The organism is Herbaspirillum sp. WTB6 (assembly GCF_057457785.1).
Map to the genome: position 1 here is coordinate 1,740,059 of NZ_CP176522.1, position 25,637 is coordinate 1,765,695.

Here is a 25,637-nt window from a genome sequence, read left to right on the forward strand (position 1 = left end):
CCGATGGCGCTTCGCGCGGCGAGGATGGAGAAAAGCACGGACCGCGCGCCAGGAAGCCGGCGCCACTTCCTGCGCCGCTCCGGCCAACTGGGGGCGGCGGCGCTGCTGCCGACGGTCACTCCCGCCCGGGCATTGCCGGCGGCCGCGCCCGGTCTACCAAACGCCTATCCGGAAGCCGCCGCGGTACCACCGTTGAAAGCCGGCGGCACCATTGCCGTATTGGCGCCGGCGTCGCCGGCGGTGGACAAGCAGGAGGCCGCTGCCGCCTGGCTGCGCGCACGCGGTTTCGTGCCTCGCCTGCTGCCGGGCGCCGGCCTGCGCAGCGCGGATTACCTGGCCGGCAGCGACAACGCGCGCCTGGACGATCTGCACGCGGCGTTCGCCGATCCCGCGGTTGACGCCATTTTTTGTCTGCGCGGCGGCTATGGCAGCGCACGTTTGCTGGACCGCCTCGACTTCAAGCTGATCGGCGACAGCCCGAAGCCGTTTGTCGGCTACAGCGACATTACCGCGTTGCTGCTGGCGATTACGCGCTTCGCCGGCTTCGTCACCTTTCACGGGCCGATGCTGGCATCCGATCTGCTGGTCGGCAGGCAGGCGCCGACCGAAGCGGCGCTGTGGCAACTGCTGCAGGGCCAGCGGCGCGCCGGCCAATGGTTGGCGCCGGCGCCGGCAGCGGCGCTGGAAACGATCGCCGACGGCACCGCCGAGGGCCGGCTGCTCGGCGGCAATCTGGCGACGATCGGGTCGACCCTGGGCACGCCCTATGAAATCGATCTGGACGGCGCCATCCTGTTTATCGAGGATGTCGGCGAAACTCCGCAAAAGATCGACCGCCTGCTGACGCAACTGCGCCTGGCCGGCAAACTGGCACAACTCAAGGGCGTGTTGATTGGTGATTTTTCCGAGATCAACGATCCGCGCGCCGCTGCCAACCACGACGCCGCCAACCACGAACGCCTGCGTCAGGTCTGGCGCGACTTGCTGCAACCGCTGGCGGTCCCGATCCTGGCCGGCTGGCCCAGCGGCCATTGCGACCCCAATCTGACGCTGCCGATCGGCGCCCGGGTGCGGCTGGATGCCGGCCGCCAGCGTCTGCGGCTGGAACAGGACGTGGTGCAGGGCAGCTGAGCAATTCTCCTCCGTCATTGCCATAAAACCAACACAAAAATCGATTTCGGCATTACACTAAGCGGTTGTTGTTAAACAATGTTAAATGAGTGGCAAGTACAGGTATTGCGCTTTTTGCCGGCGCCGGCTCATATAAAATAAATTAAAGAAGAATAAATTTCCTATCGGCCGAAGATTCGTGGATTGGGCATGCGATCTTTTCCAGAAACGCCAACGATCTCCGTCCGACCAGCTTCCCGCGCGAGAAACTCTCGATATTTCAACCTGATGCCGTGCAGGCTTGCCTTTTGCAAGCCGGTCCCGGTGGATTTGGCACAAGCTTGAACAAGGAGCACAAGGGCGCGATGCAGTCGTTGCTCAAACATCTGGTCGAAATCACCGGTCATCGCGACCATAACCTGCTCGACATCTCGGTCCTTTCGGCCTTGCACGAGCTGGTTGGTGCGAGGCAGGCGCGCACCCTCGAGATTTTCAAGTTCCGCGACCAGTTGTATATCCGGCCACGCGTCTGGCTGCAGGACGGCAGGATCGCCAGCAGCGAGGAGAACCTGGAGGCTGAACAGCCGGGCGAGCCGCTATCCAGTTACCCCTGGTTGCTATCGGCCATCGAGCAGCATCAGCACAGCGTTGAAAAAACCGCGGACGACGGCTCGCACCTGGTATGGCTGCCGCTCTGGCTCAACGACAAGATCAGCGGCTGCCTAGAAATTCGCAGCGCCGAGCCGCTGTCGGGCGAGGCGCGCCACATGATGGAAGGCATCCTGCGCGTCTATCGCAATTTTCAGAGCCTGCTGGATTACAGCGAGCGCGATTCCCTGACCGGCCTCCTGAACCGCAAGACCTTCGATGAAAATTTTTCGCGCATGGTGTCGTGCTCGGCCCAAAAGGAGGTACCGCCCACCCATGGCCCGGACCGACGGCTGCATGCCGAACACAAGGAGCAGTGGCTGGCGGTGATCGACATCGATCACTTCAAGCGCGTCAACGACCGTTTCGGCCACCTGTACGGCGACGAGGTGCTGTTGCTGATTGCCAACCTGCTGCGCACCTCGTTTCGCACGCAAGACCGCATCTTCCGCTTCGGCGGCGAGGAATTCGTGGTGCTGTTGCGCTCCACCACGCTGGCCGACGCCCGCAACATCTTCGATCGTTTCCGCTCAAACGTTGAAAACTACCCGTTTCCGCAAGTCGGCCAGGTCACGGTCAGCATCGGTTTTGCCAACATTTCCCAGCAGACCCCGGTGGTGATCCTGGGACACGCCGACCAGGCGCTGTACTACGCCAAGACGCACGGCCGCAACCAGGTTTGCCATTACGACGAACTGGTTGCGAGCGGCGAACTGGAATCCCAGATCTCCAACGACAGCGTCGAGTTTTTTTGAAGCCAATTCCACCAGCCTATATACTCCCTTCAGGATGGCTCAGTCACGCCCAAAAAATGCTCCACTTTGCAACATACCCTCGTATAATCTGAGACAAGCGAAACCGGAGAGAATCCCGGCCGCCCGCAATCCATTCCCATAACCAGGTCACGCCATCCTGCCGCAGCCGGACGCGCTCCTTTTGAAACCAACTCGTCATGCACACAGGCATGCTTTACGCCGCCCTCGCCTACATCATGTGGGGCCTGTTTCCGGTGTACTTCAAGGCGCTGCAGGCGATCCCGCCACTTGAAATCCTGATGCATCGCATGCTGTGGTCGCTGGCGTTCGTGCTGGCGGTGCTGGCCGTGCGCCGCCAATGGGCATGGCTGCGCCCGCTGCTGCGCCAGCCCAAGGTGCTGGCCGGATTCGCGCTCAGCTCGATTCTGCTGGCCATCAACTGGCTGCTGTACATCTGGGCCGTCAACAACGGCCATGTGGTCGATGCCAGCCTCGGCTATTTCATCAATCCGCTGGTGAATATCCTGCTTGGCATGATGCTGTTGAACGAACGGCTGCGCCCGGCGCAATGGGCAGCGGTGGCGCTGGCCGCGGCCGGTGTCGCCTGGCTGACCTGGCAAGCCGGCCATCCGCCCTGGATCGGATTGGGGCTGGCGATCAGCTTCGGCGGCTACGGCCTGTTGCGCAAGACGGCGGCGCTGGGGCCGCTGGAGGGGTTGACGCTGGAAGCGCTGCTGCTGTTTCCGTTCGCCCTCGGCTACTTGACCTACCTGTCTGCCAGCGGCCACAACTCCTTCAGCGCTGCACCGGCCCACCTGCAGTGGCTGCTGATCGCGGCCGGACCGATCACCGCGGTGCCGCTGCTGCTGTTTGCCGCCGGCGCGCGCCGCATTCCATTATCGTTGCTCGGTCTGCTGCAATACCTGAGCCCGACGCTGCAATTCCTGCTCGGCGTCTGGCTGTATCACGAACCATTCGACGCCGCGCGCATGGCCGGTTTCGCGGCAATCTGGACGGCACTGGTGCTGTACTCGGCCGAAGGCTTGTGGCGCGGCTACCGGCGGCGCGAACCGATGGCCGCCAGCAAGAGCTGAGGCGCCGCGCTCAAATGGTCAACTGGGTGCCCAGCTCGATCACCCGATTCGGCGGCACCCGATAGTAATCGGCGGCGCCGCGCGCATTGCGCGACATCGCAATGAACAGCCGCTCGCGCCAGGGCGCCATGCCTTCGCCGGGACTGGACAACACCGTCTGCCGGGCAATGAACCAGGAAGTCTCCATCGTGTCGAATTGCAAGTTGGGCGGCGCCAGTTCCAGTGCCCGCGGGATGTTTGGCTCGTCCTTGAAGCCGTAATCGAGGTCGAACTGGTAGCACTCGTGGCCCAGCGGCCGAATGCGCAGGCGTTCGCTGTCCGGCACCCAGGGGACTTCCTGGATATGCACGGTCAGGAACACCACCCGCTGATGCAGCACCTTGTTGTGCAGCAGGTTGTGCAGCATCGCGTGCGGCACGCCGTCGGTCTCGCCGCGCAGGAAAATCGCGGTGCCGGGCACCCGCACCGGCGGCGCGATGAACAGCGATTGCAGGAAGGCCTCGAGCGGCACGGCGTCCTTGCGCAGATTTTCGGACACCAGCTGGCGGCCGCGCTTCCAGGTCAGCATCACGATGAACAACACCGCCCCCAGCAACAGTGGGAACCAGCCGCCGCGCAAGATCTTCAGCAGGTTGGCGGAGAAAAAGGCGAGGTCGATCACCAGGAAAAAGCCGGTCGCGGCCACGCACAGCAACAAGTTGTAGCGCCAGCCATAACGCACCACGAAGAAGGTCAAGAGCGTGGTCACCAGCATGGTGGCAGTGACCGCGATGCCATACGCGGCCGCCAGATGCGACGAGGAGCCGAAGCCGACCACCGCCAGCAGCACTGCCGCCAACTGCAACCAGTTCACCAGCGGCATGTAGATCTGGCCAATCTCGGAAGCCGAGGTGTGCTCGACGCGCATGCGCGGCAAAAATCCCAGCGCGATCGCCTGCCGGGTCATCGAATAGGTGCCGGTAATCGTCGCCTGCGACGCGATCACGGTGGCCACGGTCGACAGCAGCACCAACGGATAGATGCTCCATGCGCCCAACTGCTGGTAAAACGGATTGCCGATGGCGGCCGGATTGCTGAGCAAGAGCGCGCCCTGACCGAGATAATTCAAGGCCAGCGCCGGAAACGCGATCAGGAACCAGGCCATGCGGATCGGCTTCGGCCCGAAGTGGCCGACGTCGGCATACAGCGCCTCGGCGCCGGTGAAGGCCAGCACCACCGCGCCCAAGGCGATGAAGGCCAGCAGCCGGTTCTGATACAGGAACTGCAGCGCGTGCCACGGATTCAGGGCCGCCAGCACCTGCGGCGCCTGCCAGATATTGACCAGGCCCATCGCGGCCAGGCTGGCGAACCACAGCGTCATCACCGGCCCGAACCATGTGCCGATGCCGGCCGTGCCGCGCGCCTGCAGGCTGTATAGCGCGATCAGCACCGCCACCGTCAGCGGCACCACGTACGGCGTGAAGGCCGGGGTCGCGATCTCCAGGCCCTCGATCGCCGACAGCACCGAAATCGCCGGCGTGATCACGCTGTCGCCGTAAAACAGAGTGGCGCCAGCCAGCCCCATCAGCATCAGCGGCAAGTAGGCGCGCGAGCGCCTGCCGACCGACGTCAGCGCCAGCGCGGTCAAGGCCATGATGCCGCCCTCGCCGCGGTTGTCGGCGCGCAGGATCAGCGTCACGTACTTGAGCGAGACGATGATGGTCAGACCCCATACGATCAGCGACACCACGCCCAGCAGATTGGCCGGGGTGAAGGCCAGCCCGTGTTCCGGCGAGAACACTTCCTTCATCGTGTACAGCGGGCTGGTGCCGATATCGCCATAGACGATGCCGATCGCGGCCAGCGTCAAGGCGGCCAGTCCGCTTTTTTTATGTTCGGTAGGCACGATTGGGTGAATTTGTTAACGTTATTGCAAGCTAAGGCAGCCGACCGGGAAACGCAAGAGCATTTGCACCATGCCAAGACCGGCATCAAGCGCCGGCCGGCGCGATGGCCGCCCCCGAACGCGCGCCATCGGTTATCCTTGGCCTCCTTTGTCATCAGCCTCATTCCTTACATTCCTATGGCCAATTACGTCTACACCATGAACCGCGTCGGCAAGATCGTGCCGCCGAAGCGGCAGATCCTGAAGGACATTTCGCTCTCGTTTTTCCCCGGCGCCAAGATCGGTGTGCTGGGCCTGAACGGCTCCGGCAAATCGACGCTCTTGAAGATCATGGCCGGCATCGATACCGACATCCTGGGCGAAGCGCGGCCGATGCCGGGCTTGAACATCGGCTACCTGCCGCAGGAGCCGCAGCTCGATCCCGAGCAGACCGTGCGCCAGGTGGTCGAATCCGGCCTGGGCGAAGTGTTCGAGGCGCAAGCCAAGCTGGATGCGGTGTACGCGGCCTATGCTGACGAAGACGCCGACTTCGACGCCCTGGCCGCCGAGCAGGCGCGGCTGGAAGCGATCATCGCAGCAAGCGACGGCAACAACGTCAACCTGCAGCTGGAGATGGCGGCCGACGCGCTGCGCCTGCCGTCCTGGGACGCCAAGATCGGCGTCTTGTCCGGCGGCGAGAAGCGCCGCGTCGCGCTCTGCCGTCTCTTACTCTCGAAGCCCGACATGCTGCTCCTGGACGAGCCGACCAACCACCTCGACGCCGAATCGGTCGAATGGCTGGAGCAATTCCTGCTGCGCTTCCCCGGCACCGTGGTCGGCATCACCCACGACCGCTACTTCCTCGACAACGCCGCCGAATGGATCCTGGAACTCGACCGCGGCCATGGCATCCCCTGGAAAGGCAATTACAGCTCCTGGCTGGAACAGAAGGAAGCACGCCTGAAGCAGGAAGAATCGAGCGAATCGGCGCGCCAGAAGACGATTGCGAAAGAGCTCGAATGGGTGCGGCAGAATCCGAAAGGCCGCCAGGCCAAGAGCAAGGCACGGCTGGCCCGCTTCAACGAACTGTCGGAACACGAATACCAGAAGCGCAACGAAACCCAGGAAATCTTCATCCCGGTGGCCGAGCGCCTCGGCAATGAAGTGATCGAATTCAAGAACGTCAGCAAGGCCTTCGGCGAGCGCCTGCTGATCGACAACCTCTCGTTCAAGATCCCGGCCGGCGCCATCGTCGGCATCATCGGCCCCAACGGCGCCGGCAAGTCGACGCTGTTCAAGATGATCGCCGGCAGCGAACAGCCGGACAGCGGCGAAGTGGCGAAGGGGCCGACCGTGCGCCTGTCGCTGGTCGACCAGTCGCGCGAGCAACTGGAAAACAAGAAAACCGTGTTCGAGGACGTCGCCAACGGCGCCGACATCCTGAGCGTCGGCCGCTTCGAAATGCCGTCGCGCGCCTATCTGGGCCGCTTCAACTTCAAGGGCGGCGACCAGCAAAAGATCGTCGGCAACCTGTCCGGCGGCGAACGCGGCCGGCTGCATCTGGCCAAGACCCTGCTGCAGGGCGGCAACGTGCTGCTCTTGGACGAGCCGTCGAACGACCTCGACGTCGAAACCCTGCGCGCGCTGGAAGACGCCTTGCTGGAATTCGCCGGCAGCGTGCTGGTGATTTCCCACGATCGCTGGTTCCTGGACCGCATTGCCACCCACATCCTGGCGTGCGAAGGCGATTCGAAATGGACCTTCTTTGACGGCAACTATCAGGAATACGAAGCCGACAAGAAGAAGCGCCTGGGCGAGGAAGGCGCCAAACCCAAGCGTATCCGCTACAAGCCGATCACGCGCTGACGGCGCGCTTGCGGCAGCATGCGGCGCGGCCGGCTTGTCTGCAAGCGGCCGCCAAGGTGACCACGGGCGATGCGTTTGATTCCATCGAACCCTCCTTTCCCGCCGGCTTTTTGACTCGGCTCAACTCTGGGTGCGGCGCATCAATTGCCCCTATTTTTTGCCAAAGCAGGCGCTACACTGAGCTAAAGGGGGCAGGGGAGATGTTTCCCGTGACTATCTTTTACCGAAGGTGCACCATGAGATATATTTCAATCGTTCTTGCCGCAATACTGGTATCCGCCTGCGCCGGCATGGATTCGATGGGCGATAGCAGCGGCGGCAGCAGCATGAGCGGAAGCTCCGCCAGCAGCACAGGTCAATATCCGCGGCCGCTCCAACCCGGGGATACTTATTACGGCGATTGAAGCCGGCCGCGTATTTGACGTTTGCCATGCAGCGCTGTGGGGTTGGGGCGCCTGACCGGTGCATTGCGGCGCAACCCGTTTTGTTGGCGAGTAGCGCCGCAATTGCATTCTCCGGCCACGTCGCGCCTGCCCTACAATAGCGCAGCCCCGCAAACAGTTTGTGTCGCACTGGAGTCGCACGGTGCGGGGTCCCGAACGGAGCGCCCTGCTTGCCAACCATCCCGCCGCCCACCTTCAACCTGATCGGCCCCGGCCGCCTCGGCCAGACCCTGGCCCGGCTCTGGCACGATGCCGGGCTGGTCACGCTAAAGAGCATACTGGGCCGCGCGCCGTCATCCGCCGCAGCCGCGCGGGATTTCATCGGCAGCGGCCAGGCCTGCGACTGGCAGGCCCTCACGCCGGCCCGCTTAACTCTGCTGGCCGTGCCAGACGACGCGCTCGCCGCGCTTGCGGAAACGCTGGCGGCCAGCGGCGCGATCGCCGCCGGCGATGTCGTGTTTCATTGCAGCGGCGCCCTGTCCAGCGCGCTGCTGGCGCCCTTGAGCTCGCGTGGCGCGGCGATCGCCAGCATACATCCCCTGAAATCGTTTGCCGCGCCCGAGCGGGCGATCCGCGATTTCGCCGGCACCCATTGCGCCTGCGAGGGTGACGCCGTGGCGCTGGCGCTCATTACGCCCTTGTTCGAGGCGATCGGCGGCCGCTGTTTCAAGATCGATCCGGAGCGCAAGCTGCTGTACCACGCCGGCGCGGTGCTGGCTTGCAACCATCTGGTGGCGCTGATGGAAGCAGCGCTACGCTGCATGGAACAAGCCGGGATGCCGCGCGCGACCGCATGGCAGGCGTTACGGCCGCTGATCGACGGCACGCTGGCCAACCTCGATGCCGGCAGCACCAGTAGCGCACTGACCGGCCCGGTCGCACGCGGCGACATGGCCACGGTACGGCAGGAAATCGAGGCGACCCGGCAAGCTGGCGCCAACGTCTCCGATACCTACCGCGTCCTGTCGCAACTGGCGGCTGAACTGGTCGTCGGCAAGACATAGCGACCAGGGTGGCACTGGTTGCGTGTTCCCTCTCATCTCGGGTAACGTTCAGCAACCATCCGGCCCGGACGGCTTGGCATGGGGTTCGTTCCATCAACAATAACAGGGGGATAGGACATGACATTTGCAGATGCGGTGAAAACCTGCTTTACCAAGTACGCCGACTTCAACGGCCGCGCCTCGCGCTCGGAATATTGGTGGTATACGCTGTTTATCGTGCTGGCCAGCCTGGGCTTGTCGATGCTCGACGACAAGTTGTCGGGATTGTTTGCATTGGCGACGCTGCTGCCATCGATCGCAGTGGCGACGCGCCGGCTGCACGACACCAACCGCAGCGGCTGGCTGCAGTTGATCTGGCTGATCCCTCTGCTCGGCTGGCTGGTGCTGCTGGTTTTCCTGGTACAGGAACCAAAGGAGCCGAATCGCTTCGGCGCCGCGCCTTCGCTGGAGCCGGCAGCGTAGTCCGGCGGCCGTGCCGACGCGGCCCGCAAGCGATGCGGCGTCGGCCAGCGCCACCGCCGTTACTGTTTCAGGCCGCAGCCATCCCGGCGTTCGCCGCACTTCGTCCGTTCCCGCTCACCCCTCCCACCAATCGCCTATGATTTCGCGCCAGCGTTTGCAAAGCGCCGCGTTGCCGACGCTGTTCCTGCTGCTGGGCCTGGCCTACGCCAGCTGGGCCGCGCGCATCCCGGCTCTGCGCGATGCGCTCGCCCTGGGGCCGGCGCAACTCGGGCTGGTGCTGCTGGGCGGCGGCATCGGCGCGGTCGCCTCGTTTCCGCTGGCCGCATGGCTGGTGGCGCATTACGGCGCGCGCGGCGCCGCCTGGCGCGCCGGCCTGGCGTTGCTGCTGGTGCTACCGTGCCTGGCACTGGCGCCGCGCATGGCGGAACTGGCGGCACTGATGTTCGCGCTGGGCGCGGCGTCCAGTTGTTTCGATGTCGCCATCAACGGCCTGGGCGCCGCTGCCGAAAAAGCCGCCGGGCGTTCGATCATGTCCTTGCTGCACGCCTGGTTCTGCGTCGGTACGTTGTCCGGCGCATTGCTGGCGAGCCTGCTGGCGGCATTTGGGGTGGCGCCGCTGATGCATTTCAGCCTGGTCGCGCTGCTGCTGGCGCCGCCGCTGTGGCTGGCCTGGCGCGTGCTGCCCGATGACCGGGCGCCGGTGATTGCCGCCGCTACCGCCGGCCACTGGCTGCACCTGCCGCACGGGCCGCTGCTGGCGCTCGGCATCATCGGTTTTTGCGGCTCCATCACGGAGGGCGCGATTGCCGAGTGGAGCGGCCTGTTCCTGAAAGACCATCTGGGCGTTGGCGACGGCGTCGCGCCACTGGCTTTCGCCGCCTTCACCGGCACCATGCTGCTGGCGCGGCTGCGCGCCGACCGGCTGAAAGACCGCTTCAGCGCGCGCCGCGTGGTGGTGCACGGTTCGCTGCTGGCAGCCGTCGGCGTCTTCCTGGCGCTGCTGTCACCGGTGCTCGGCCTGAACCTGCTGGGCTTTGCGCTGGCCGGCGCCGGCGTCGCCGCAGTATTTCCATTCGTATTCAGCGCCGCCGGCCGCCATGGGGCGCTGGCGCTGGCCGGAGTCGCCACCATGAGCTACAGCGGCGGCCTGATCGGCCCGCCCTGGATCGGCTTTCTGGCGCACAGCTTCGGCTTGCAGGCGGCGCTGGCCTTCGTCGGCTTGCTCAGCCTGGTGGTGGCGGCGGCGGCCAGCCGCAGCCGCTTGCTGGCATGACCGATCCCGGCCGGGCTGGATTGATGCAAGTAAATGTAACCGCGTTTTGCCCAAGCATTTGAATCGATTCGAATTTATCCTAGTGCTGTTACATCGGGGAACGATGCCTTACAGCATCGGCGGCGCATCCGGTGCATGATGGAAGTACCGATTGTCGCCGGACGAAACTGCCCGGCGCAGAATTTCAGGAGAATCCATATGGCCCAGAGCAATCCTTCCCATCCGCGCCGTTTGCTGCTCGCCGCGCTCGCCCTGGTAGGTGCGGCGGCAGTTGTCCCGACCCATGCCGAGCCGCCGCCGTGGGCGCCGGCCCATGGTCACCGCGCCAAGCAAGTGCGGGAATACCGTTACGTGTATTACCCGGCGCAGCAGGTATATTTCGCTCCCGCCAACAACATGTGGTTCTGGATGAATGGCGGCAACTGGCAGTTCGGCGTCAACCTGCCGGCGCAGTACCGCGGCTATGCGGTGTCCGGCGGCGTGCCGGTGATGCTGCATTCCAGCCGGCCATATGCCGAGCATGTGTACGTGGAACGGACTTATGGCCGCCCCTGGCGCGAGAAGCACCGCAAGCACAAGGAACGCGATGACTGGCGCCACGACCGGCACCACGACCACGATCGCGGACCGCACGGCCATCGCAATTGATGGCGATGCCGGCGGCGCGCCGGCCCGGTTCGGGTTTATCCTAGCGGCTGTCTGAACAACGGGAAAGTTTCGCCATGGCCGGCGCGCTGACAGCATCGCAAATCGAGCAATTTATCCGCGACGGGTTTTTGATCCTGCGCGGCATGGCGACGGCTGAACGCTGCGCCGCGCTACACTCGGTCGCGACCGAACAGTTGCACGCAGCCGAACCACCGCTGGAATATGAGGCGGAGCTCGGTTATGCCGGCGCCCCGGCCTCGCTCGACGCTCCGGGCGGGCGCACCGTGCGCCGCCTTGGCCAGGCCTGGCAACGACATGAGTGTTTCAGGGCCTGGGGCGGCGACCCGGCGCTGGTCGGCGCGGTGCGTCAATTATTGGGCGAGACGCCTTGCCTGACGCTGGCGCATCACAACTGCGTGATGACCAAGCATCCGGCTTTCGGTACCGCCACCGGCTGGCACCGGGACATCCGCTACTGGTCGTTCGCACGCTCGGAACTGATCTCGGTGTGGCTGGCGCTGGGGCCGGAACAGGCGGCCAACGGCGGCCTGAAGTTCATTCCCGGCTCGCACCGGCTGCAGATCCGCCGCGAACAGTTGGACGAGCTGGATTTCCTGCGCCCCGAACTGGCAACCAACCAGGCTATGTTTGCGCACCACGTAGCGCCGGAACTGCAGGCGGGCGACGTCGTGTTTTTTCACAGTGGCCTGTTCCACGCCGCCGGCAGGAACGACAGCGACGCCGTCAAGCTGTCGCTGGTGTTCGCGTATCGCGGCGCCGGCAATCCGCCGCTTGCCGGCAGCCGATCGGCGGCGGCCGGCGAGGTCTGTTTCGACTGAGCGCGACGCCGGTGCGCACGGGGCATTCGATCTGGCCCGCCCGCTTGTACTGCGCCATGCTTGAAAGGCCTTATCGAGCGGCCCACACCACGGTATTGTTGACCGCATACAGGCGGCACGGATCGCCGCCTTGCTTCCGGCAGTTGGCGAGCGCCACTGCCACCGGATCGTCGCCGCCTTCGGCCCACGACCATGCACCGCTGTCCGACAGTGCAAATGCGCGCGTCGGGTGTTGCTGCAGGAACGTTTGATAAGCCTCGCGTCCAGCCTCGTCGATGAACGGCACCGAATCGATTTCGTCAATGGCCGCGTAGCCGCTGCCCGCCGGCAGCAACGGATCGGCAATCCGGTAACGCACCGCGGTCGGCATGCCGATTTGTGCCAGGAATCCCGCGGTCGACGGCCACCAGGTGGCGACACCATCGCGATCGGTGACCAGCCGATGCGCGTCGTCCTTGTAGCGCCCGATATTGATCAATTGCGCTTGCGCGCCGCGGCGCACGAATGCGCCATACATCTGGCTGACCAGTTGCGGCGGCCAGAACGAATCGTTATCGCCATAGAACCACAGCGATGGCAGCCGCACCTTGCCGCCGTAAGCGCCGAACGCACGCGCCAGGTCCGCCTGCCAGCTTGCGCATGCATGCTGGCGCAGGCCACCGGCGAAGTTCAGCAAGCCGCGCACGCCAGCCTGCGGCCGAGCGCCATAGGCAATCGTCGTCAAGCCGCCATACGATACCCCCGCCACGACGACATGGGCCGCATCGACGTACGGCTGCTTTTCCATGAATGCAATCGTCGCCGCCACGTCTTGCGCCTGCTGCAGGCCGTTTTCTTCGACTTCGCAGCCACGCTCGCTGTAACGGCCGCCCGACTGGGCAAAGCCACGGCGATTCGGCGCCACGACCACATAACCGCGGCGCACGAATTCACGCGCGAACGCCAGCGGCCGGCTGCGCTCTTGCGCCCGCGGATCGCCGCGCTCCTTGCCGTGATTGAACACCACGAGCGGGAAAGGACCGCTGCCGCCCGGCTTGAAGATCGTCGTTTCCAGCATCGCGCGGCCGGCGCCACTGGCGGCGAGCGGAATCTCGATCACCTGTTCGTTGAGGTCGCGCGGCACGCCGGGCAAGGCCGCCGTACCCGCATCCAGCCGTGCTGCGCCCGGATGCTCGGCAGCATCGGAGAGCGTTCTGGCCGCGCCGCCATCGCGGCCCGCCGGTACGGCCAATGCGGGGTTGCGCATCACGCCGCCCGCCGATTGCATGCCGCCGGTGGTCTGTCCAATTGCCGCGGCGCTCCATACGAACAGCAGCGCCATCGCAATGCGACTCCCCGGGCGCCGGATCAAACCATATACTCCCATATTAAAATACCAATTCCCGCTATCAAATGGTCATTTAACCAACATACTCCTTGTTTTGTATTATGCGGGTTGGTGGGGATGATTGTCGAGCGCCATCAAGAGTTTGGCCTGCAAATCGGGCGGCCGCTTGCCATCTTGCCGAGCCGTCAAGCACGGACGGTGGCGTCCGCGCCAACCGTGTTCAAGCCTTCAGTGCGGCCTTTTGCACCGGCACCCGAAAGCCGATCGCCAGCCGGTTCCAGCCATTGATGGCGACGATCGCAAACCCCAGTTCGGCGATTTCGGTGTCGGAAAAATGCGGCCGCAAGGCTTCGAATACCTGTTCCGATGGATGGCTGCGCGCGATCTCGGTGATGGCTTCGGTCCAGGCCAGCGCCGCCTGTTCGCGCGCGCTGAAGAACGCGGTTTCACGCCAGACCAGCACGCTGTTGATGCGTTGCCAATCTTCGCCCTCGGCCAGCAGCGCGCGGGTGTGCATGTCGATGCAAAAGGCGCAGCCATTGATTTGCGAGGCACGCAGGAAAACCATCTCCAGCAATTTCTTGCCGAGGCTGGACGACGCCAGCGAGGCGCTCAACTCGCGCATCGCCTGGTACTGTTTGGGAGCCAGCGTGGTATAGGACAGCCGTGGTGCAGACATGAACACTCCTTTCAATCAAAGGCGCGGCAAATGCCGCAGGCTCAGGCGCGGAATTGGCGTAAGCCATCCAGGTCGAGAATCGTGATGGCGCCGTAATCGACTTTCAGCAAACCGGCTTTTTCCAGCAGTTGCAGCGCCTGGTTGGCGCGCTGGCGCGAGGTGCCGCACAGGTAGCCGAGTTCTTCCTGCGAAATCTGCAGCTCGCGGCCGGAAGCCGGATTCAGATACGGATTGAAGAGCGCCGCCAGGCAGCAGGCAACGCGCGCATCCGGCTCCAGCATGCGATCGTATTCGACCACCGAAATGAAAAACGCCAGCCGCTCGTTCAATTGGCGCAGCAAAAAATGGTTGAAGCTGATGCTGTTGTCGAGCAGCCATTGGAAGGTGGCACGAGGCATGAAGCCGACCCGGCTTTCGCGCAAGGCCACCACGTCGTATTTGAACGCCTCGGTTTTCAGGAGCGAGCCTTCGCCGAACCAGCCGCCGGCCAGCAAGCCGGTAAACGTCACGGTCTTGCCGGCCGGCGAGACGCTGCTCATTTTCAGCAAGCCTTCATCGACGCCGATCCAATGCTCGACCGGGTCGCCCTTGCGCACCACATAGGCGCCGGCCGGCACCGTCCGCTGCACCAGTTCGGCCTCGACCCGCGCCAGTTGATCGGGACTCAGCGCGCGTGCCCAAACGGTCTTGTCGAGCATTTTTTGGATGGAAGTTTTCGGGTCGTTCATGGTGCGATGCAATATCGAAAATCGGTGAATTGTCCTTGAAATGACATCTTTGCCCGAACCCAGCGATTACTATCATCGCATAAACGCCCCAGGCGGCCGGCAATGATCGGCCGCTTCGGCAAGCCGGCACGACCGGCGGCAGCAACGACAAAACATCGTTATCAGTTTCCAAGCGACACGAGGGCACGATGGTGGAGACCACGCAAAGTCCGGGAGCGCAGACGTTCCCGCGGCTGTTATTGCAACACGCGCAAGTGCGCCCGCACAAGCCCGCCTTTCGCGAAAAGGATCTGGGCATCTGGCAAACCGCCGACTGGGCGCAGGTCGCGGCCGAAGTGCGGGCGCTGGCCTGCGGCTTGGCCGCGCTCGGCTTCAAGCGCGGCATGAACCTGGCGGTGATCGGCGACAACCGGCCGCGCCTGTATTGGGCGATGGCGGCCGCACAATGCCTGGGCGGGGTACCGATCCCGCTGTACCAGGATGCGCCGGCGGCCGACATGGGCTATGTGCTGGAAGACGCCGAAATCGATTTCGCGGTGGTCGAGGATCAGGAACAGGTGGACAAGCTGTTCGAGATCAAGGACACCATGCCGCACCTGAGCACGCGTCTGGCGCACATCATCTTCGAAGATGACCGCGGCATGCGCCACTACGCGCAGCAGGAACTGACTTCCTACGAAAAAGTCCAGCAACTGGGACGCGAGTATGACCGCGCCCATCCCGACTTCTTCATCAACGAGGTCAACGCCGGCGCCCCGGACGACGTCGCCATCATGCTGTACACCTCCGGCACTACCGGCAAGCCGAAGGGCGTGTGCCTGACGCACCGCGCGGTGATCGACCGCGCGCGCGCCGGCGCCGAACTGGAAGGCTTGAGCGATGCCGACACCATCTTGAGCTACCTGCCGATGGCGTGGGTCGGCGACAACCTGTTTTCCTACGCGCAGGCGCTGGTCACCGGGTTTACCGTCAACTGTCCGGAATCGGGCGACACGGTGATGAACGACTTGCGCGAGATCGGCCCGACGTATTATTTCGCGCCGCCGCGCGTGTTCGAGAACATGCTGACCACGGTCATGATCCGCATGGAAGACGCCAGCGCCATCAAGCGCAAGATGTTTCATGCCTTCATGGCGGTCGCGCACCGGGTCGGGCCGGACATCCTGGACGGCAAGCCGGTTGGCCTCGTCGACCGGCTCAAGTACGCGCTCGGCAACCTGTTCGTCTATGGCCCGCTGCGCAATGTGCTGGGCATGAGCCGCATCCGCGTCGGCTACACCGCCGGCGAGGCGATCGGCCCCGACCTGTTCGCGTTCTACCGCTCGATCGGCATCAACCTGAAGCAGTTGTACGGTTCGACCGAAGTCTGCGTGTTCGCCTGCATCCAGCCTAACGGCCAGGTCAAGCCGGACACCGTCGGACCGCCGGCGGATGGCGTCGAAATCAAGATCAGCGACGCCGGCGAAGTGCTGATCAAGACCCCCGGCATGTTCGCCGGCTACTACAAGCGGCCGGAAGCGACCGCCGACGCCTTCAACGCCGAAGGATGGTACCTGACCGGCGACGCCGGCTTCTTCGACGCCGACGGCCACCTGAAGATCATCGACCGCGCCAAGGATGTCGGCAAGCTGAACAGCGGCGCCATGTTCGCGCCCAAATACATCGAAAACAAGCTCAAGTTCTTTCCGTTCATCAAGGAAGCGGTGTCCTTCGGCAACGGCCGCGACCAGTGCACCGCCTTCATCAACATCGACATCGAGGCGGTCGGCAACTGGGCCGAGCGGCGCGGCATAGCGTATTCCGGCTATACCGACCTGGCGCAGCAAAAGCCGGTATACGACCTGATCGCCGAATGCGTGGAAAAGGTCAACCTCGATCTGGCGCACGATCCGCTGCTGGCCGATTCGCAGATCCACCGCTTCCTGATCCTGCATAAGGAACTCGACCCGGACGACGACGAACTGACCCGTACGCGCAAGGTGCGGCGCGGCTTCATCGAACAGAAATACGCGGTGCTGATCGACGCGCTGTACAGCGACAAGCAGTCGCAGTACATCGAAACCCAGGTGAAATTCGAGGACGGCCGGCAAGGCATGGTAGCCGCCGACCTGAAGATTCGCGACACCAAGACTTTTGCCGCGGTACGCAAGGCCGCCTGAGCGCAACCTGATTTCACTTATGGCAAACACTCGACAAATCGGCGACGTCATCCTCGACCTGCAAAACATCTCGTTGTCGTTCGGCGGCGTCAAGGCGCTGACCAACATTTCCTTCGATGTCCGCCAGCACGAGATTCGCGCCATCATCGGTCCGAATGGGGCCGGCAAGAGCTCGATGCTGAACGTGATCAACGGCGTGTATCACCCGCAGCAGGGCGGCATCGTGTTTCATGGCGAAACCCGGCGCCAGATGAATCCGACCAAGGTGGCGCGCCAGGGCATTGCCCGCACTTTCCAGAACATCGCGCTGTTCAAGGGCATGACGGTGCTGGACAACATCATGACCGGGCGCAACACCAAGATGCGCTCCGGCATGCTGGCCAACGCGCTGTGGTGGGGGCCGGCGCGCAACGAGGAGATCGCGCACCGCAAGGTGGTGGAGGAAGTGATCGATTTCCTGGAAATCCAGCATATCCGCAAGGTGCCGGTCGGGCGCCTCGCCTACGGCCTGCAGAAGCGGGTCGAGCTGGCGCGCGCGCTGGCGGCCGAACCGAGCATGCTGCTGCTGGACGAACCGATGGCCGGCATGAACGTCGAGGAAAAGCAGGACATGTGCCGCTTCATCCTGGATGTGAACGACCAGTTCGGCACCACCATCGTGCTGATCGAGCACGACATGGGGGTGGTGATGGACATTTCCGATCGCGTGGTGGTGCTCGACTACGGCAAGAAGATCGGCGACGGCACGCCGGATGAAGTGATGAACAATCCCGAGGTGATCAAGGCCTACCTCGGCACCACGCATTAGCAAGAGGAATCCGAACGATGCAATTCTTTTTTGAAGTGGCGATCAGCGGCTTGCTCTCGGGCCTGATGTATTCGCTGGTTGCGCTCGGCTTCGTGCTGATCTACAAGGCTTCCGGCGTGTTCAACTTCGCCCAGGGCGCGATGGTGTATTTCGCCGCGCTGGCGGTGGTGGGACTGATGGATAAAGGTCTGCCGATGTGGGCCGCGATCATCGGCTCGTTCGCGGTGATGGTGGTGCTGGGTCTGGCGACTGAACGCTTCGTCCTGCGCAAGCTGGTCAACCAGCCGGAAATCACCTTGTTCATGGCCACCATCGGCCTGACCTTCTTCCTCGAAGGCTTGGGGCCGATGCTGTTCGGCAATGAAGTGCGCGCGATCGAACTCGGCATCGTCGACGAACCGATCATGGCCATCATGGACAGCATCGGCATCGGCATTTCCAAGTTCGACCTGTTCGCCTCCGGCATGGTGGTGCTGCTGGTGGTGCTGCTGGCGCTGTTCTTCCAGAAAACCAAGGTCGGGCGCGCGCTGCGCGCGGTGGCCGACGACCACCAGGCGGCGCTCTCGCTCGGCATCCCGCTGCAGCACATCTGGGCCATCGTCTGGGGCCTGGCCGGCTTCGTCGCGCTGGTCGCCGGCCTCTTGTGGGGCTCGCGCAACGGCGTCCAGTTCGCGCTGACCATGACTGCGTTGAAGGCGCTGCCGGTGCTGATCCTGGGCGGCTTCACCTCGATCCCCGGCGCCATCGCCGGCGGGCTGATCATCGGTGTCTCTGAAAAGCTGGCGGAAATCTATATCCCGCCGGTGATGCAGGAAATGTTTGGCGGCAATTTCGGCGGTATCGAAGGCTGGTTCCCGTATGTGTTCGCGCTGCTGTTTTTGCTGGTGCGGCCGGAAGGTTTGTTCGGCGAGAAGCATATCGACCGGGTATAGCGCGCCGTTGATTTTGAAGTGGCTTTTGACGTGAATTCCGCTTGGGACGCTGCCGTTTGTGCGGCACGAAAAATGGATCAGAAACGAAACATGTCCGAGCGCAGCGAGTTGGTTTCGTTTCCCATTTTTGGTGCCGCACAAACGGGAACCCGAAGGGCAGCGTCCTCGCGGTCGCCTTCTTTTGCTTACTTTTCTTGGCGAGACAAGAAAAGTAAGTGGCCGCCGGGCCACCCCCGGCTAGTGACCACGCAGTGGCAACCGAATTGCCCGGCCCTGAACGCCACCAGGTTTCCGCCTGCGCGGGAACGACAGAGTAACAGTTAGCCGATACATAAAAGCACCGCCCAGGAGACGACTCAATGCTTTACCGCGAAGCCGGCCAATTCAAGACTTCCTACGTGGCCGACAGCCAGATCTTCCCGATCCGCCAGGACCGCATCGGCATGCTGATCGTGCTCGCCATCGCCTTCCTGCTGATCCCCGCGCTCGGCAGCGAATACTGGTTCTCGGCGATCCTGATCCCGTTCCTGGTGCTGGCACTGGCCGCGCTCGGCCTGAACATCCTGACCGGTTATGCCGGCCAGCTGTCGCTTGGCACTGCCGCCTTCATGGCGGTCGGCGCCTATGCCGCCTACAACTTCCAGCTGCGCATCGAGGGCATTCCGATCCTGGTTTCCTTCATCCTGGCCGGCCTGTGCGCGGCCGGGGTCGGCGTCTTGTTCGGCCTGCCGTCGCTGCGCATCAAGGGTTTCTACCTGGCGGTGGCGACGCTGGCGGCGCAGTTTTTCGTGGTCTGGGTGCTGACCAAGTTTTCCTGGTTTTCCAACGACAGTTCGTCCGGCGTGATCAGCGCGCAGAAGCTGGAGATGTTCGGCTATGCGATCGACACCCCGATGACCAAATATCTGTTCGTGCTGGCGATCGTCTGCGTGATGGCGCTGCTGGCGAAAAACCTGGTGCGATCCTCCACCGGACGCGCCTGGATGGCAGTGCGCGATATGGACGTGGCGGCCGAAGTGATCGGCATCCCGCTGATGAAGACCAAGCTGATGGCGTTCGCGGTCAGCTCGTTCTATTGCGGCGTGGCCGGCGCGCTGTATGCATTCTGCTATCTCGGTTCGGTCGAGCCGGACGGCTTTTCGCTCGAGCTGTCGTTCCGCATCCTGTTCATGATCATCGTCGGCGGCGTCGGCAGCGTGCTGGGCGCCTTCCTCGGCTCGGCCTTCATCCTCTTGGTACCGATCCTGCTCGACAATTTCCTGCCGCCGCTGGCGGCGCTGCTGAACCTGCCGTTCACCAACGCCGACGTCTCGCACATCCAGATGATGGTGTTCGGCGCCCTGATCATTTTCTTCCTGATTGTCGAACCGCACGGGTTGGCGCGCCTGTGGCAGATCACCAAGGAAAAACTGCGCCTGTGGCCATTCCCGCATTGAGGATTTTCCCCGTAGTACGTAGCGTGCTGTATCCGTTCAACGAATATAAAGGAGACCTATCTTGAAACCGATCAAGCAACTCATCCTGGCAGCAACAGCGGCTTGCGCGCTGCTGGGGCCGGCCAGCCAGGCGATGGCGGACGAGCAGTTCATCGCGCTGCCCAGCTACCGGGTCGGCCCTTATGCCGCCAACGGCACCGCGTGGTATGGCGGCTTCGTCGATTACCTGAACTACGTCAACCTGAAGGACGGCGGCGTCAACGGCGTCAAGCTGACCTGGGAAGAATGCGAAACCGAGTACAACAACGCCAAGGGCGTCGAGTGCTATGAGCGCCTGAAAGCCAAGGACCCGGTGGCGCACGGCACCGCCTTCAACGTCATGTCGACCGGGATTGCCTACGCGCTGATCGACAAGTCGGTGCAGGACAAGGTACCGCTGATGATGGCCGGCTACGGCCGCACCGACGCCGTCGACGGCTCGGTATTCCCGTGGGCCTTCCCGCTGGTGACCACCTATCAGATGCAGATTTCGGCGATCGTCAAGTTCCTGGCATCGAAGAACAAGGGTTCGCTGGCCGGCAAGAAGATCGTCTACCTGTATCACGACTCGGCCTATGGCAAGGAACCGATCATTGCGCTGGAAGCCGAATCCAAGCTGGGCAAATTCGAGGTGGTGCAAATCCCGGTGGCCCACCCGGGCAACGAGCAGGGTGCGCAATGGCTGAAGATTCGCCAGGAAAAACCCGACTACGTGATCTTCTGGGGCTGGGGTGTGATGAACCCGACCGCGCTGAAGGCGGCGCAAAAGGTCGGCTATCCGCGTGACCAGATCGTCGGCTCCTGGTGGGCTGGCTCCGAGGAAGACACGGTGCCGGCCGGCCCCGCTGCCAAAGGCTACATGAGCGCCACCTGGAACGTCGCCGGCACCACGCCGCCGGCGATCGCGGGCATCGAGAAAGTGGTGTACGGCGCCGGCAAGGGCAACCTGCAGGACAAGAGCAAGGTCGGCTCGGCGCTCTACAACCGCGGCGTCTCGATCGCGATCGTGACGGTGGAAGCGGTCCGCAGCGCGCAGGAGAAATTCGGCAAGGGCAAGACCATCACCGGCGAGCAGATGCGCTGGGCGCTGGAAAACCTGAACCTGAACAATGCGCGCCTGAAACAGATCGGCGCCAGCGATCTGCTGCCGGAAATCAAGACTTCCTGCATGAACCACGAGGGCTCGGGCAAGGTCAAGATCCAGCAATGGGACGGTAGCAAGTGGGTCATCATTTCCGACTGGATGGAAGGCAACAAGGCGCTGATCCACCCGCTGTTCCAGGCCAACGCCGCCAAGTATGCGAAGGAAAAAGGCATTACCCCGGGCTGCCTGAGGTAGTCAGCGCGCAGCCTTTCCGTCCGTGGTGCGCGCCACGGACGGTTTTTCAGTGGCAACTGGCCCCCCAGCCGCCACCGAAAAACCGCCATCGATTGTTATATCTACGGAGTATATGAATATTCCGGCTGTTTAATGAGCGGTACTAGACGTTGTTATCAGGAGTATATGCATGGAAGCAGCACTGCCGCAGCCCGCGCCGGTATCTTCGAGCAGCGCCGCCCAACGCGCCGCGCTCAGCATCAACAACATCGAAGTCATCTACGACCACGTGATCCTGGTCCTGAAAGGCGTGTCGCTGGAGGTCCCGGCCGGCAAGATCGTCGCGCTGCTGGGCGCCAACGGCGCCGGCAAGAGCACCACGCTGAAGGCGGTGTCGAACCTGCTGCGCGCCGAGCGCGGCGACGTCAGCAAGGGCAACATCGAATTCCAGGGTGAACGAGTCGACCAGTTGACGCCGAACGACCTAGTCAAGCGCGGCGTGATCCAAGTAATGGAGGGGCGCCATTGCTTCGCCCATCTGTCGATCGAGGACAACCTGCTGACCGGCGCCTACACGCGCAAGATCAGCGGCGCCGACGCGCGCCACGAACTGGAAAAGATCTACGCCTACTTCCCGCGCCTGAAGACCCGGCGCAAGTCGCAGGCCGGCTACACCTCGGGCGGCGAGCAGCAGATGTGCGCAATCGGCCGCGCACTGATGGCGAAACCGTCGATGGTGCTGCTGGACGAACCGTCGATGGGGCTGGCGCCGCAACTGGTGGAAGAAATCTTCGAGATCGTCAAGAGCCTGAACCAGAAGGAACAGGTGTCGTTCCTGTTGGCCGAGCAGAACACGATGGTGGCGCTGCGCTACGCCGACTTCGGCTACATCCTGGAAAACGGCCGGGTGGTGATGGAAGGCGCGGCCGCCGAACTATCCAACAACGAAGACGTCAAGGAGTTTTACCTGGGCGTCTCCGGCGGCGACCGCAAGAGCTTCCGCGACATGAAGTTCTACCGCCGCCGCAAGCGCTGGCTGGCCTGAGGCGGCATAGGTGGTTCCCGCGCAGGCGGGAATGCATGCATTCCCCCCAGTGTCGTTCAGCGCCAAGCCACTGGATCCCCGCCTACGCGGGGACGACAAACGAAGTTTGAAAGCCAGCGCGCAAAACACAATTTCCCTAGCCGCATTTTCAACAACCCTCGACCCACTCCTCACCATCATGGCCGATTTCCTCGACGCACTCGAAACCCGCGATCCGCATGTGCGCGAACGCGACCTGATGGCGCAATTGCCGCGGCTCGTGGCGCGCGCGCAAGGCGCGCCCGGCTGGGCACAAATACTGTCTGGCATCGAGGCTGCAGATATCAACTCTCGCGCGGCGCTGACGCAATTGCCGGTGACACGCAAATCCGACCTGAAGGACTTGCAGCACCGTGCCATGCCGTTCGGCGGCCTGACTTGCACGCCGCCGCGCCAACTGGGGCGCTGGTTCATGTCGCCCGGACCGATCTTCGATCCGGAAGGGCGCGGCGCCGACTGGTGGCGCTATGCGCGGCCATTTCACGCGGTCGGCCTGCGCGCCGGCTACGTGATCCAGAACTGCTTTTCGTATCACTTCACGCCGGCCGCGTTCATGGTCGAAGGTGGGGCCGCCAAACTTGGCTGCGCGGTGATTCCGGCCGGCAGCGGCCAGACCGAGATGCAGGTGCAGGCGATGGCGGCCCTGCGCCCGGACGCCTACGTCGGCACGCCGTCATTCCTGAAGATCATCATCGAAAAGGCGCATGAGATGGGCGCCGACATCGGCAGCCTGCGGCATGCAATCGTCGGCGCCGAGGCGCTGCCGCCGTCGCTGCGCGCCTGGCTGCGCGAACATGGCGTGCCGCACGTGGTACAGACCTACGGCTCGGCCGACATCGGCAACATCGCGTATGAAACCGAGACCGAGGGTGCAGTCAATCCGGGCATGATCCTGGACGAGGAGCTGATCCTGGAAATCGTGCGGCCCGGCACCGGCGATCCGGTCGCCGCCGGCGAGGTCGGCGAAGTCGTGATCACTTCGTTCAACCCCGACTATCCATTGATCCGCTTTGCCACCGGCGACCTGTCGGCGCTGCTGGCTGGCACATCGCCCTGCGGCCGCACGAATACCCGCATCCAGGGCTGGATGGGGCGCGCTGACCAGACCACCAAGGTGCGCGCGATGTTCGTGCACCCGTCGCAGGTGGCCGAAATCGCGCGCCGCCATCCGGAAATCCTGAAGGCGCGGCTGGTGGTCAGCGGTGCGATGGGCAATGACGTGATGACGCTGCGCTGCGAGGTGGCCGATCCGACCGCAAGCGCCATGCTGGCGGCTTCGATCGTCGACAGCATCCGCGACGTCACCAAGCTCCGCGGCGAGGTGCAATTGCTGGCGCGCGCCAGCCTGCCGAACGACGGCAAGGTAATCGAGGACGCGCGCAGCTACGAATAGCCGGTGGCCGGCGGCGCTGGCGCATCATTGTCCGCTGCCGGCGCCGCACCAGGGCCGGCCAGCCGGTTTTGCCTGAACACTTCCTCCACCCCGCGCCAGCCGTGCAGGTCGGTATCGACCAGGCCGTTCATCAGATCACGATATGCCTGCAGCATATTTTCACGCGGAGCGCTCTCGTCACTGTCGCGCGCTTCGTCATGTTCGTACGGCAAACGCGGCGGTGCACCATCGTTAGGCAGAGGTCCGGATTTATCCAGGAACTGTTTCCAGGTTTCTGGCATCGCACGCACTCCCCATATCGATACTCACGCCGGCCATCATTGCCGGCGGCCACACCATATCAATCAGAGTGGTGCGAGCGGAATAAATTCCGCCGCCGGCACCGGCCAAGTCAAGCGGGCGCGATAACTGATGCAACATCCATCTGATGGCCTCCAATCACGAGCGCGCCAGTTCGTGATCCAGTTCCCGTATCGTCTGATAAAGCACGCGCGTGCCATCCAGCAATTGTGCCGGATCGATCCATTCTTCAGGGCAATGGCTGCGGCCGTTCAGGCAGGGAATGAAGATCATGCCGACCGGGCCGGTCGGCGCGACGTACACCGCGTCGTGGCCGGCGCCGCTGGGCATGCGCATGTTGGCGCAGTCCAGCCCGGCCGCCGCTTTCTCGATGGCCGTCATCACCAGTTCGGCGCAGTCGGTTGGCTTGGAGCGGCTGACGGTAGTCATGTTCGCCGTCAGCCGCAGGGCGGCGATGTCGGCGGCGAGCGCCGCCATCAATTGCTCCGGGAAGCTCTCCAGGATCGCGCTGTTTTCGCTGCGCACTTCCATCATCATTTCCACGCAGCCAGGCACCGCATTGGAGGCATTCGGCGTCAGCGACAGGCGTCCGATGGTCGCCACCACGTAGTGCGGTTTGCCCGACATGGCGCTCGCCTGGCGGTTGGCGGCGTCGATAATGCGCGCGGCGCCGACCAGGGCATCCTTGCGGATGTCCATCGGCGTGGTGCCGGCGTGATCGGGCTGGCCGGAGACCACAATGGCGACGCGGCGGATGCCGACGATATTGGTGACCACGCCGATCGGCAAGCCGCGCCGTTCCAATACGGGGCCTTGTTCGATATGCAGCTCGACGAAGGCAGCGGTACTGCCGGCCGGGCGCAGCGGCTGGCGCAGCGCCTCTGGATCGCAGCCGATGCGGCGCATACCGTCGGCCAGGGTTTCACCTTCCGGGTTGCGCGCCGCCAGCATGTCCGCTCCCAGCGCACCGGAAAAGGCGCGGCTACCGATGCAGGAAATGCCATAGTCGCTCGGCTCTTCCGACAGGAAATCGATCACTTCGAACGGATGTTCCAGTTCGATCCCCTGCTCCTGCAAGGTATGCGCGACTTCGATCCCGGCCAGCACGCCGATGATGCCGTCGAAGCGGCCGCCCATCATCACGGTATCGCAGTGCGAGCCGGTGATGATCGGCTTGCGCGCCGCATCGCGCCCTGGACGCAAGCCGATCAGGTTGCCGCCGGCATCCTGCCGCACCTGCAAGCCGGCAGCGGCGAATTCGGCGCGCAGCCAGGCGCGTGCCTCGACGAACAGCGGCGAGAAGGCGCGCCGGGTCCACGGCACGTCGGGCAGCGTCAGTTTCGACAGGGTTTCGACGCGCTGCCAAAGGCGCTCTGCGTTAAGGGGAGGAAAAGCGGTGGACATGATCTGGACTCCGGCAAATGGGAT

The 25,637-nt window shown here is 63.7% G+C and carries 22 protein-coding genes; 16 read left to right on the top strand and 6 right to left on the bottom strand.

Translation table 11 applies throughout. The features are described 5' to 3' along the window. The first annotated feature begins 24 nt into the window (after nucleotides 1-24). From ACK2VC_RS08130 to rarD, 3 genes are all read left to right on the top strand, one after another. Nucleotides 25-1,131, top strand: coding sequence for a S66 peptidase family protein (locus ACK2VC_RS08130; RefSeq protein ID WP_486733085.1), 1,107 nt, complete (start codon nucleotides 25-27; stop codon nucleotides 1,129-1,131). 344 nt (nucleotides 1,132-1,475) lie between these two features. Then, nucleotides 1,476-2,513: a GGDEF domain-containing protein gene (locus ACK2VC_RS08135; RefSeq protein WP_486733200.1), complete on the top strand. Its 1,038-nt coding sequence runs from the start codon at nucleotides 1,476-1,478 to the stop codon at nucleotides 2,511-2,513. A gap of 197 nt (nucleotides 2,514-2,710) precedes the next feature. After that, complete coding sequence (gene rarD, locus ACK2VC_RS08140; protein ID WP_486733086.1) at nucleotides 2,711-3,607, top strand: EamA family transporter RarD; 897 nt, start codon at nucleotides 2,711-2,713, stop codon at nucleotides 3,605-3,607. A gap of 10 nt (nucleotides 3,608-3,617) precedes the next feature. On the opposite strand, the gene ACK2VC_RS08145 is transcribed toward rarD, so the two are convergent. Beyond that, nucleotides 3,618-5,492: a potassium transporter Kup gene (locus ACK2VC_RS08145; RefSeq protein WP_486733087.1), complete on the bottom strand. Its 1,875-nt coding sequence runs from the start codon at nucleotides 5,490-5,492 to the stop codon at nucleotides 3,618-3,620. A gap of 177 nt (nucleotides 5,493-5,669) precedes the next feature. On the opposite strand from ACK2VC_RS08145, the gene ettA reads away from it, so the two are divergent. The 6 genes from ettA (at nucleotide 5,670) to ACK2VC_RS08175 (ending at nucleotide 12,006) form a co-directional block, all read left to right on the top strand. After that, on the top strand, nucleotides 5,670-7,337 hold the full coding sequence (gene ettA / locus ACK2VC_RS08150; protein ID WP_486733088.1) for an energy-dependent translational throttle protein EttA: 1,668 nt from the start codon (nucleotides 5,670-5,672) through the stop codon (nucleotides 7,335-7,337). Between the two features lie 613 nt (nucleotides 7,338-7,950). After that, nucleotides 7,951-8,784, top strand: a complete 834-nt coding sequence (locus ACK2VC_RS08155; RefSeq protein WP_486733089.1) for a Rossmann-like and DUF2520 domain-containing protein — start codon at nucleotides 7,951-7,953, stop codon at nucleotides 8,782-8,784. Nucleotides 8,785-8,901: 117 nt separating this feature from the next. Then, nucleotides 8,902-9,246, top strand: a complete 345-nt coding sequence (locus tag ACK2VC_RS08160) for a DUF805 domain-containing protein (RefSeq protein WP_486733090.1) — start codon at nucleotides 8,902-8,904, stop codon at nucleotides 9,244-9,246. Nucleotides 9,247-9,382: 136 nt separating this feature from the next. Further along, nucleotides 9,383-10,519: an MFS transporter gene (locus ACK2VC_RS08165; protein ID WP_486733091.1), complete on the top strand. Its 1,137-nt coding sequence runs from the start codon at nucleotides 9,383-9,385 to the stop codon at nucleotides 10,517-10,519. A gap of 198 nt (nucleotides 10,520-10,717) precedes the next feature. Beyond that, nucleotides 10,718-11,167 (top strand): hypothetical protein, encoded by a 450-nt coding sequence (locus ACK2VC_RS08170; RefSeq protein ID WP_486733092.1) that lies wholly within the window; start codon nucleotides 10,718-10,720, stop codon nucleotides 11,165-11,167. A gap of 74 nt (nucleotides 11,168-11,241) precedes the next feature. Continuing rightward, nucleotides 11,242-12,006 carry a phytanoyl-CoA dioxygenase family protein gene (locus ACK2VC_RS08175; protein ID WP_486733093.1) on the top strand — a complete coding sequence of 255 codons (765 nt, stop codon included), beginning with the start codon at nucleotides 11,242-11,244 and terminating at the stop codon, nucleotides 12,004-12,006. 70 nt (nucleotides 12,007-12,076) lie between these two features. Here the strand turns inward: ACK2VC_RS08175 and ACK2VC_RS08180 are convergent, their stop codons facing one another. The 3 genes from ACK2VC_RS08180 to ACK2VC_RS08190 form a co-directional block, all read right to left on the bottom strand. Beyond that, the gene (locus tag ACK2VC_RS08180) at nucleotides 12,077-13,252 is read right to left on the bottom strand and encodes an alpha/beta hydrolase family protein (protein ID WP_486733201.1); all 1,176 of its coding nucleotides are present in this window, start codon (nucleotides 13,250-13,252) and stop codon (nucleotides 12,077-12,079) included. A 301-nt stretch (nucleotides 13,253-13,553) separates the two neighbouring features. Then, nucleotides 13,554-14,012, bottom strand: coding sequence for a carboxymuconolactone decarboxylase family protein (locus ACK2VC_RS08185; protein ID WP_486733094.1), 459 nt, complete (start codon nucleotides 14,010-14,012; stop codon nucleotides 13,554-13,556). Between the two features lie 41 nt (nucleotides 14,013-14,053). After that, a complete protein-coding gene (locus ACK2VC_RS08190) occupies nucleotides 14,054-14,740 on the bottom strand; it encodes a Crp/Fnr family transcriptional regulator (protein WP_486733095.1) in 687 nt (228 codons plus the stop codon). 188 nt (nucleotides 14,741-14,928) lie between these two features. Between ACK2VC_RS08190 and ACK2VC_RS08195 the strand changes: the two genes are divergently transcribed. The 7 genes from ACK2VC_RS08195 (at nucleotide 14,929) to ACK2VC_RS08225 (ending at nucleotide 23,909) form a co-directional block, all read left to right on the top strand. Beyond that, the gene (locus tag ACK2VC_RS08195) at nucleotides 14,929-16,899 is read left to right on the top strand and encodes an AMP-binding protein (RefSeq protein ID WP_486733096.1); all 1,971 of its coding nucleotides are present in this window, start codon (nucleotides 14,929-14,931) and stop codon (nucleotides 16,897-16,899) included. Then, the gene (locus ACK2VC_RS08200) at nucleotides 16,874-17,707 is read left to right on the top strand and encodes an ABC transporter ATP-binding protein (protein ID WP_486733097.1); all 834 of its coding nucleotides are present in this window, start codon (nucleotides 16,874-16,876) and stop codon (nucleotides 17,705-17,707) included. Before ACK2VC_RS08195 ends, ACK2VC_RS08200 begins: the two co-directional genes overlap by 26 nt. A 17-nt stretch (nucleotides 17,708-17,724) precedes the next feature. Next, complete coding sequence (locus ACK2VC_RS08205) at nucleotides 17,725-18,639, top strand: branched-chain amino acid ABC transporter permease (RefSeq protein WP_486733098.1); 915 nt, start codon at nucleotides 17,725-17,727, stop codon at nucleotides 18,637-18,639. Between the two features lie 359 nt (nucleotides 18,640-18,998). Further along, nucleotides 18,999-20,075, top strand: coding sequence for a branched-chain amino acid ABC transporter permease (locus ACK2VC_RS08210; RefSeq protein WP_486733099.1), 1,077 nt, complete (start codon nucleotides 18,999-19,001; stop codon nucleotides 20,073-20,075). 61 nt (nucleotides 20,076-20,136) lie between these two features. After that, nucleotides 20,137-21,453: an ABC transporter substrate-binding protein gene (locus tag ACK2VC_RS08215; protein WP_486733100.1), complete on the top strand. Its 1,317-nt coding sequence runs from the start codon at nucleotides 20,137-20,139 to the stop codon at nucleotides 21,451-21,453. A gap of 169 nt (nucleotides 21,454-21,622) precedes the next feature. After that, nucleotides 21,623-22,477, top strand: a complete 855-nt coding sequence (locus ACK2VC_RS08220; protein WP_486733101.1) for an ABC transporter ATP-binding protein — start codon at nucleotides 21,623-21,625, stop codon at nucleotides 22,475-22,477. Between the two features lie 178 nt (nucleotides 22,478-22,655). Then, the gene (locus ACK2VC_RS08225) at nucleotides 22,656-23,909 is read left to right on the top strand and encodes a phenylacetate--CoA ligase family protein (protein WP_486733102.1); all 1,254 of its coding nucleotides are present in this window, start codon (nucleotides 22,656-22,658) and stop codon (nucleotides 23,907-23,909) included. Here ACK2VC_RS08225 and ACK2VC_RS08230 read toward each other — a convergent pair. Beyond that, nucleotides 23,900-24,190 (bottom strand): hypothetical protein, encoded by a 291-nt coding sequence (locus tag ACK2VC_RS08230; protein WP_486733103.1) that lies wholly within the window; start codon nucleotides 24,188-24,190, stop codon nucleotides 23,900-23,902. The two genes, ACK2VC_RS08225 and ACK2VC_RS08230, sit on opposite strands and share 10 nt — an antisense overlap. A 157-nt stretch (nucleotides 24,191-24,347) precedes the next feature. Further along, on the bottom strand, nucleotides 24,348-25,613 hold the full coding sequence (locus ACK2VC_RS08235) for an allantoate amidohydrolase (protein ID WP_486733104.1): 1,266 nt from the start codon (nucleotides 25,611-25,613) through the stop codon (nucleotides 24,348-24,350). Between the last annotated feature and the right edge of the window lie 24 nt (nucleotides 25,614-25,637).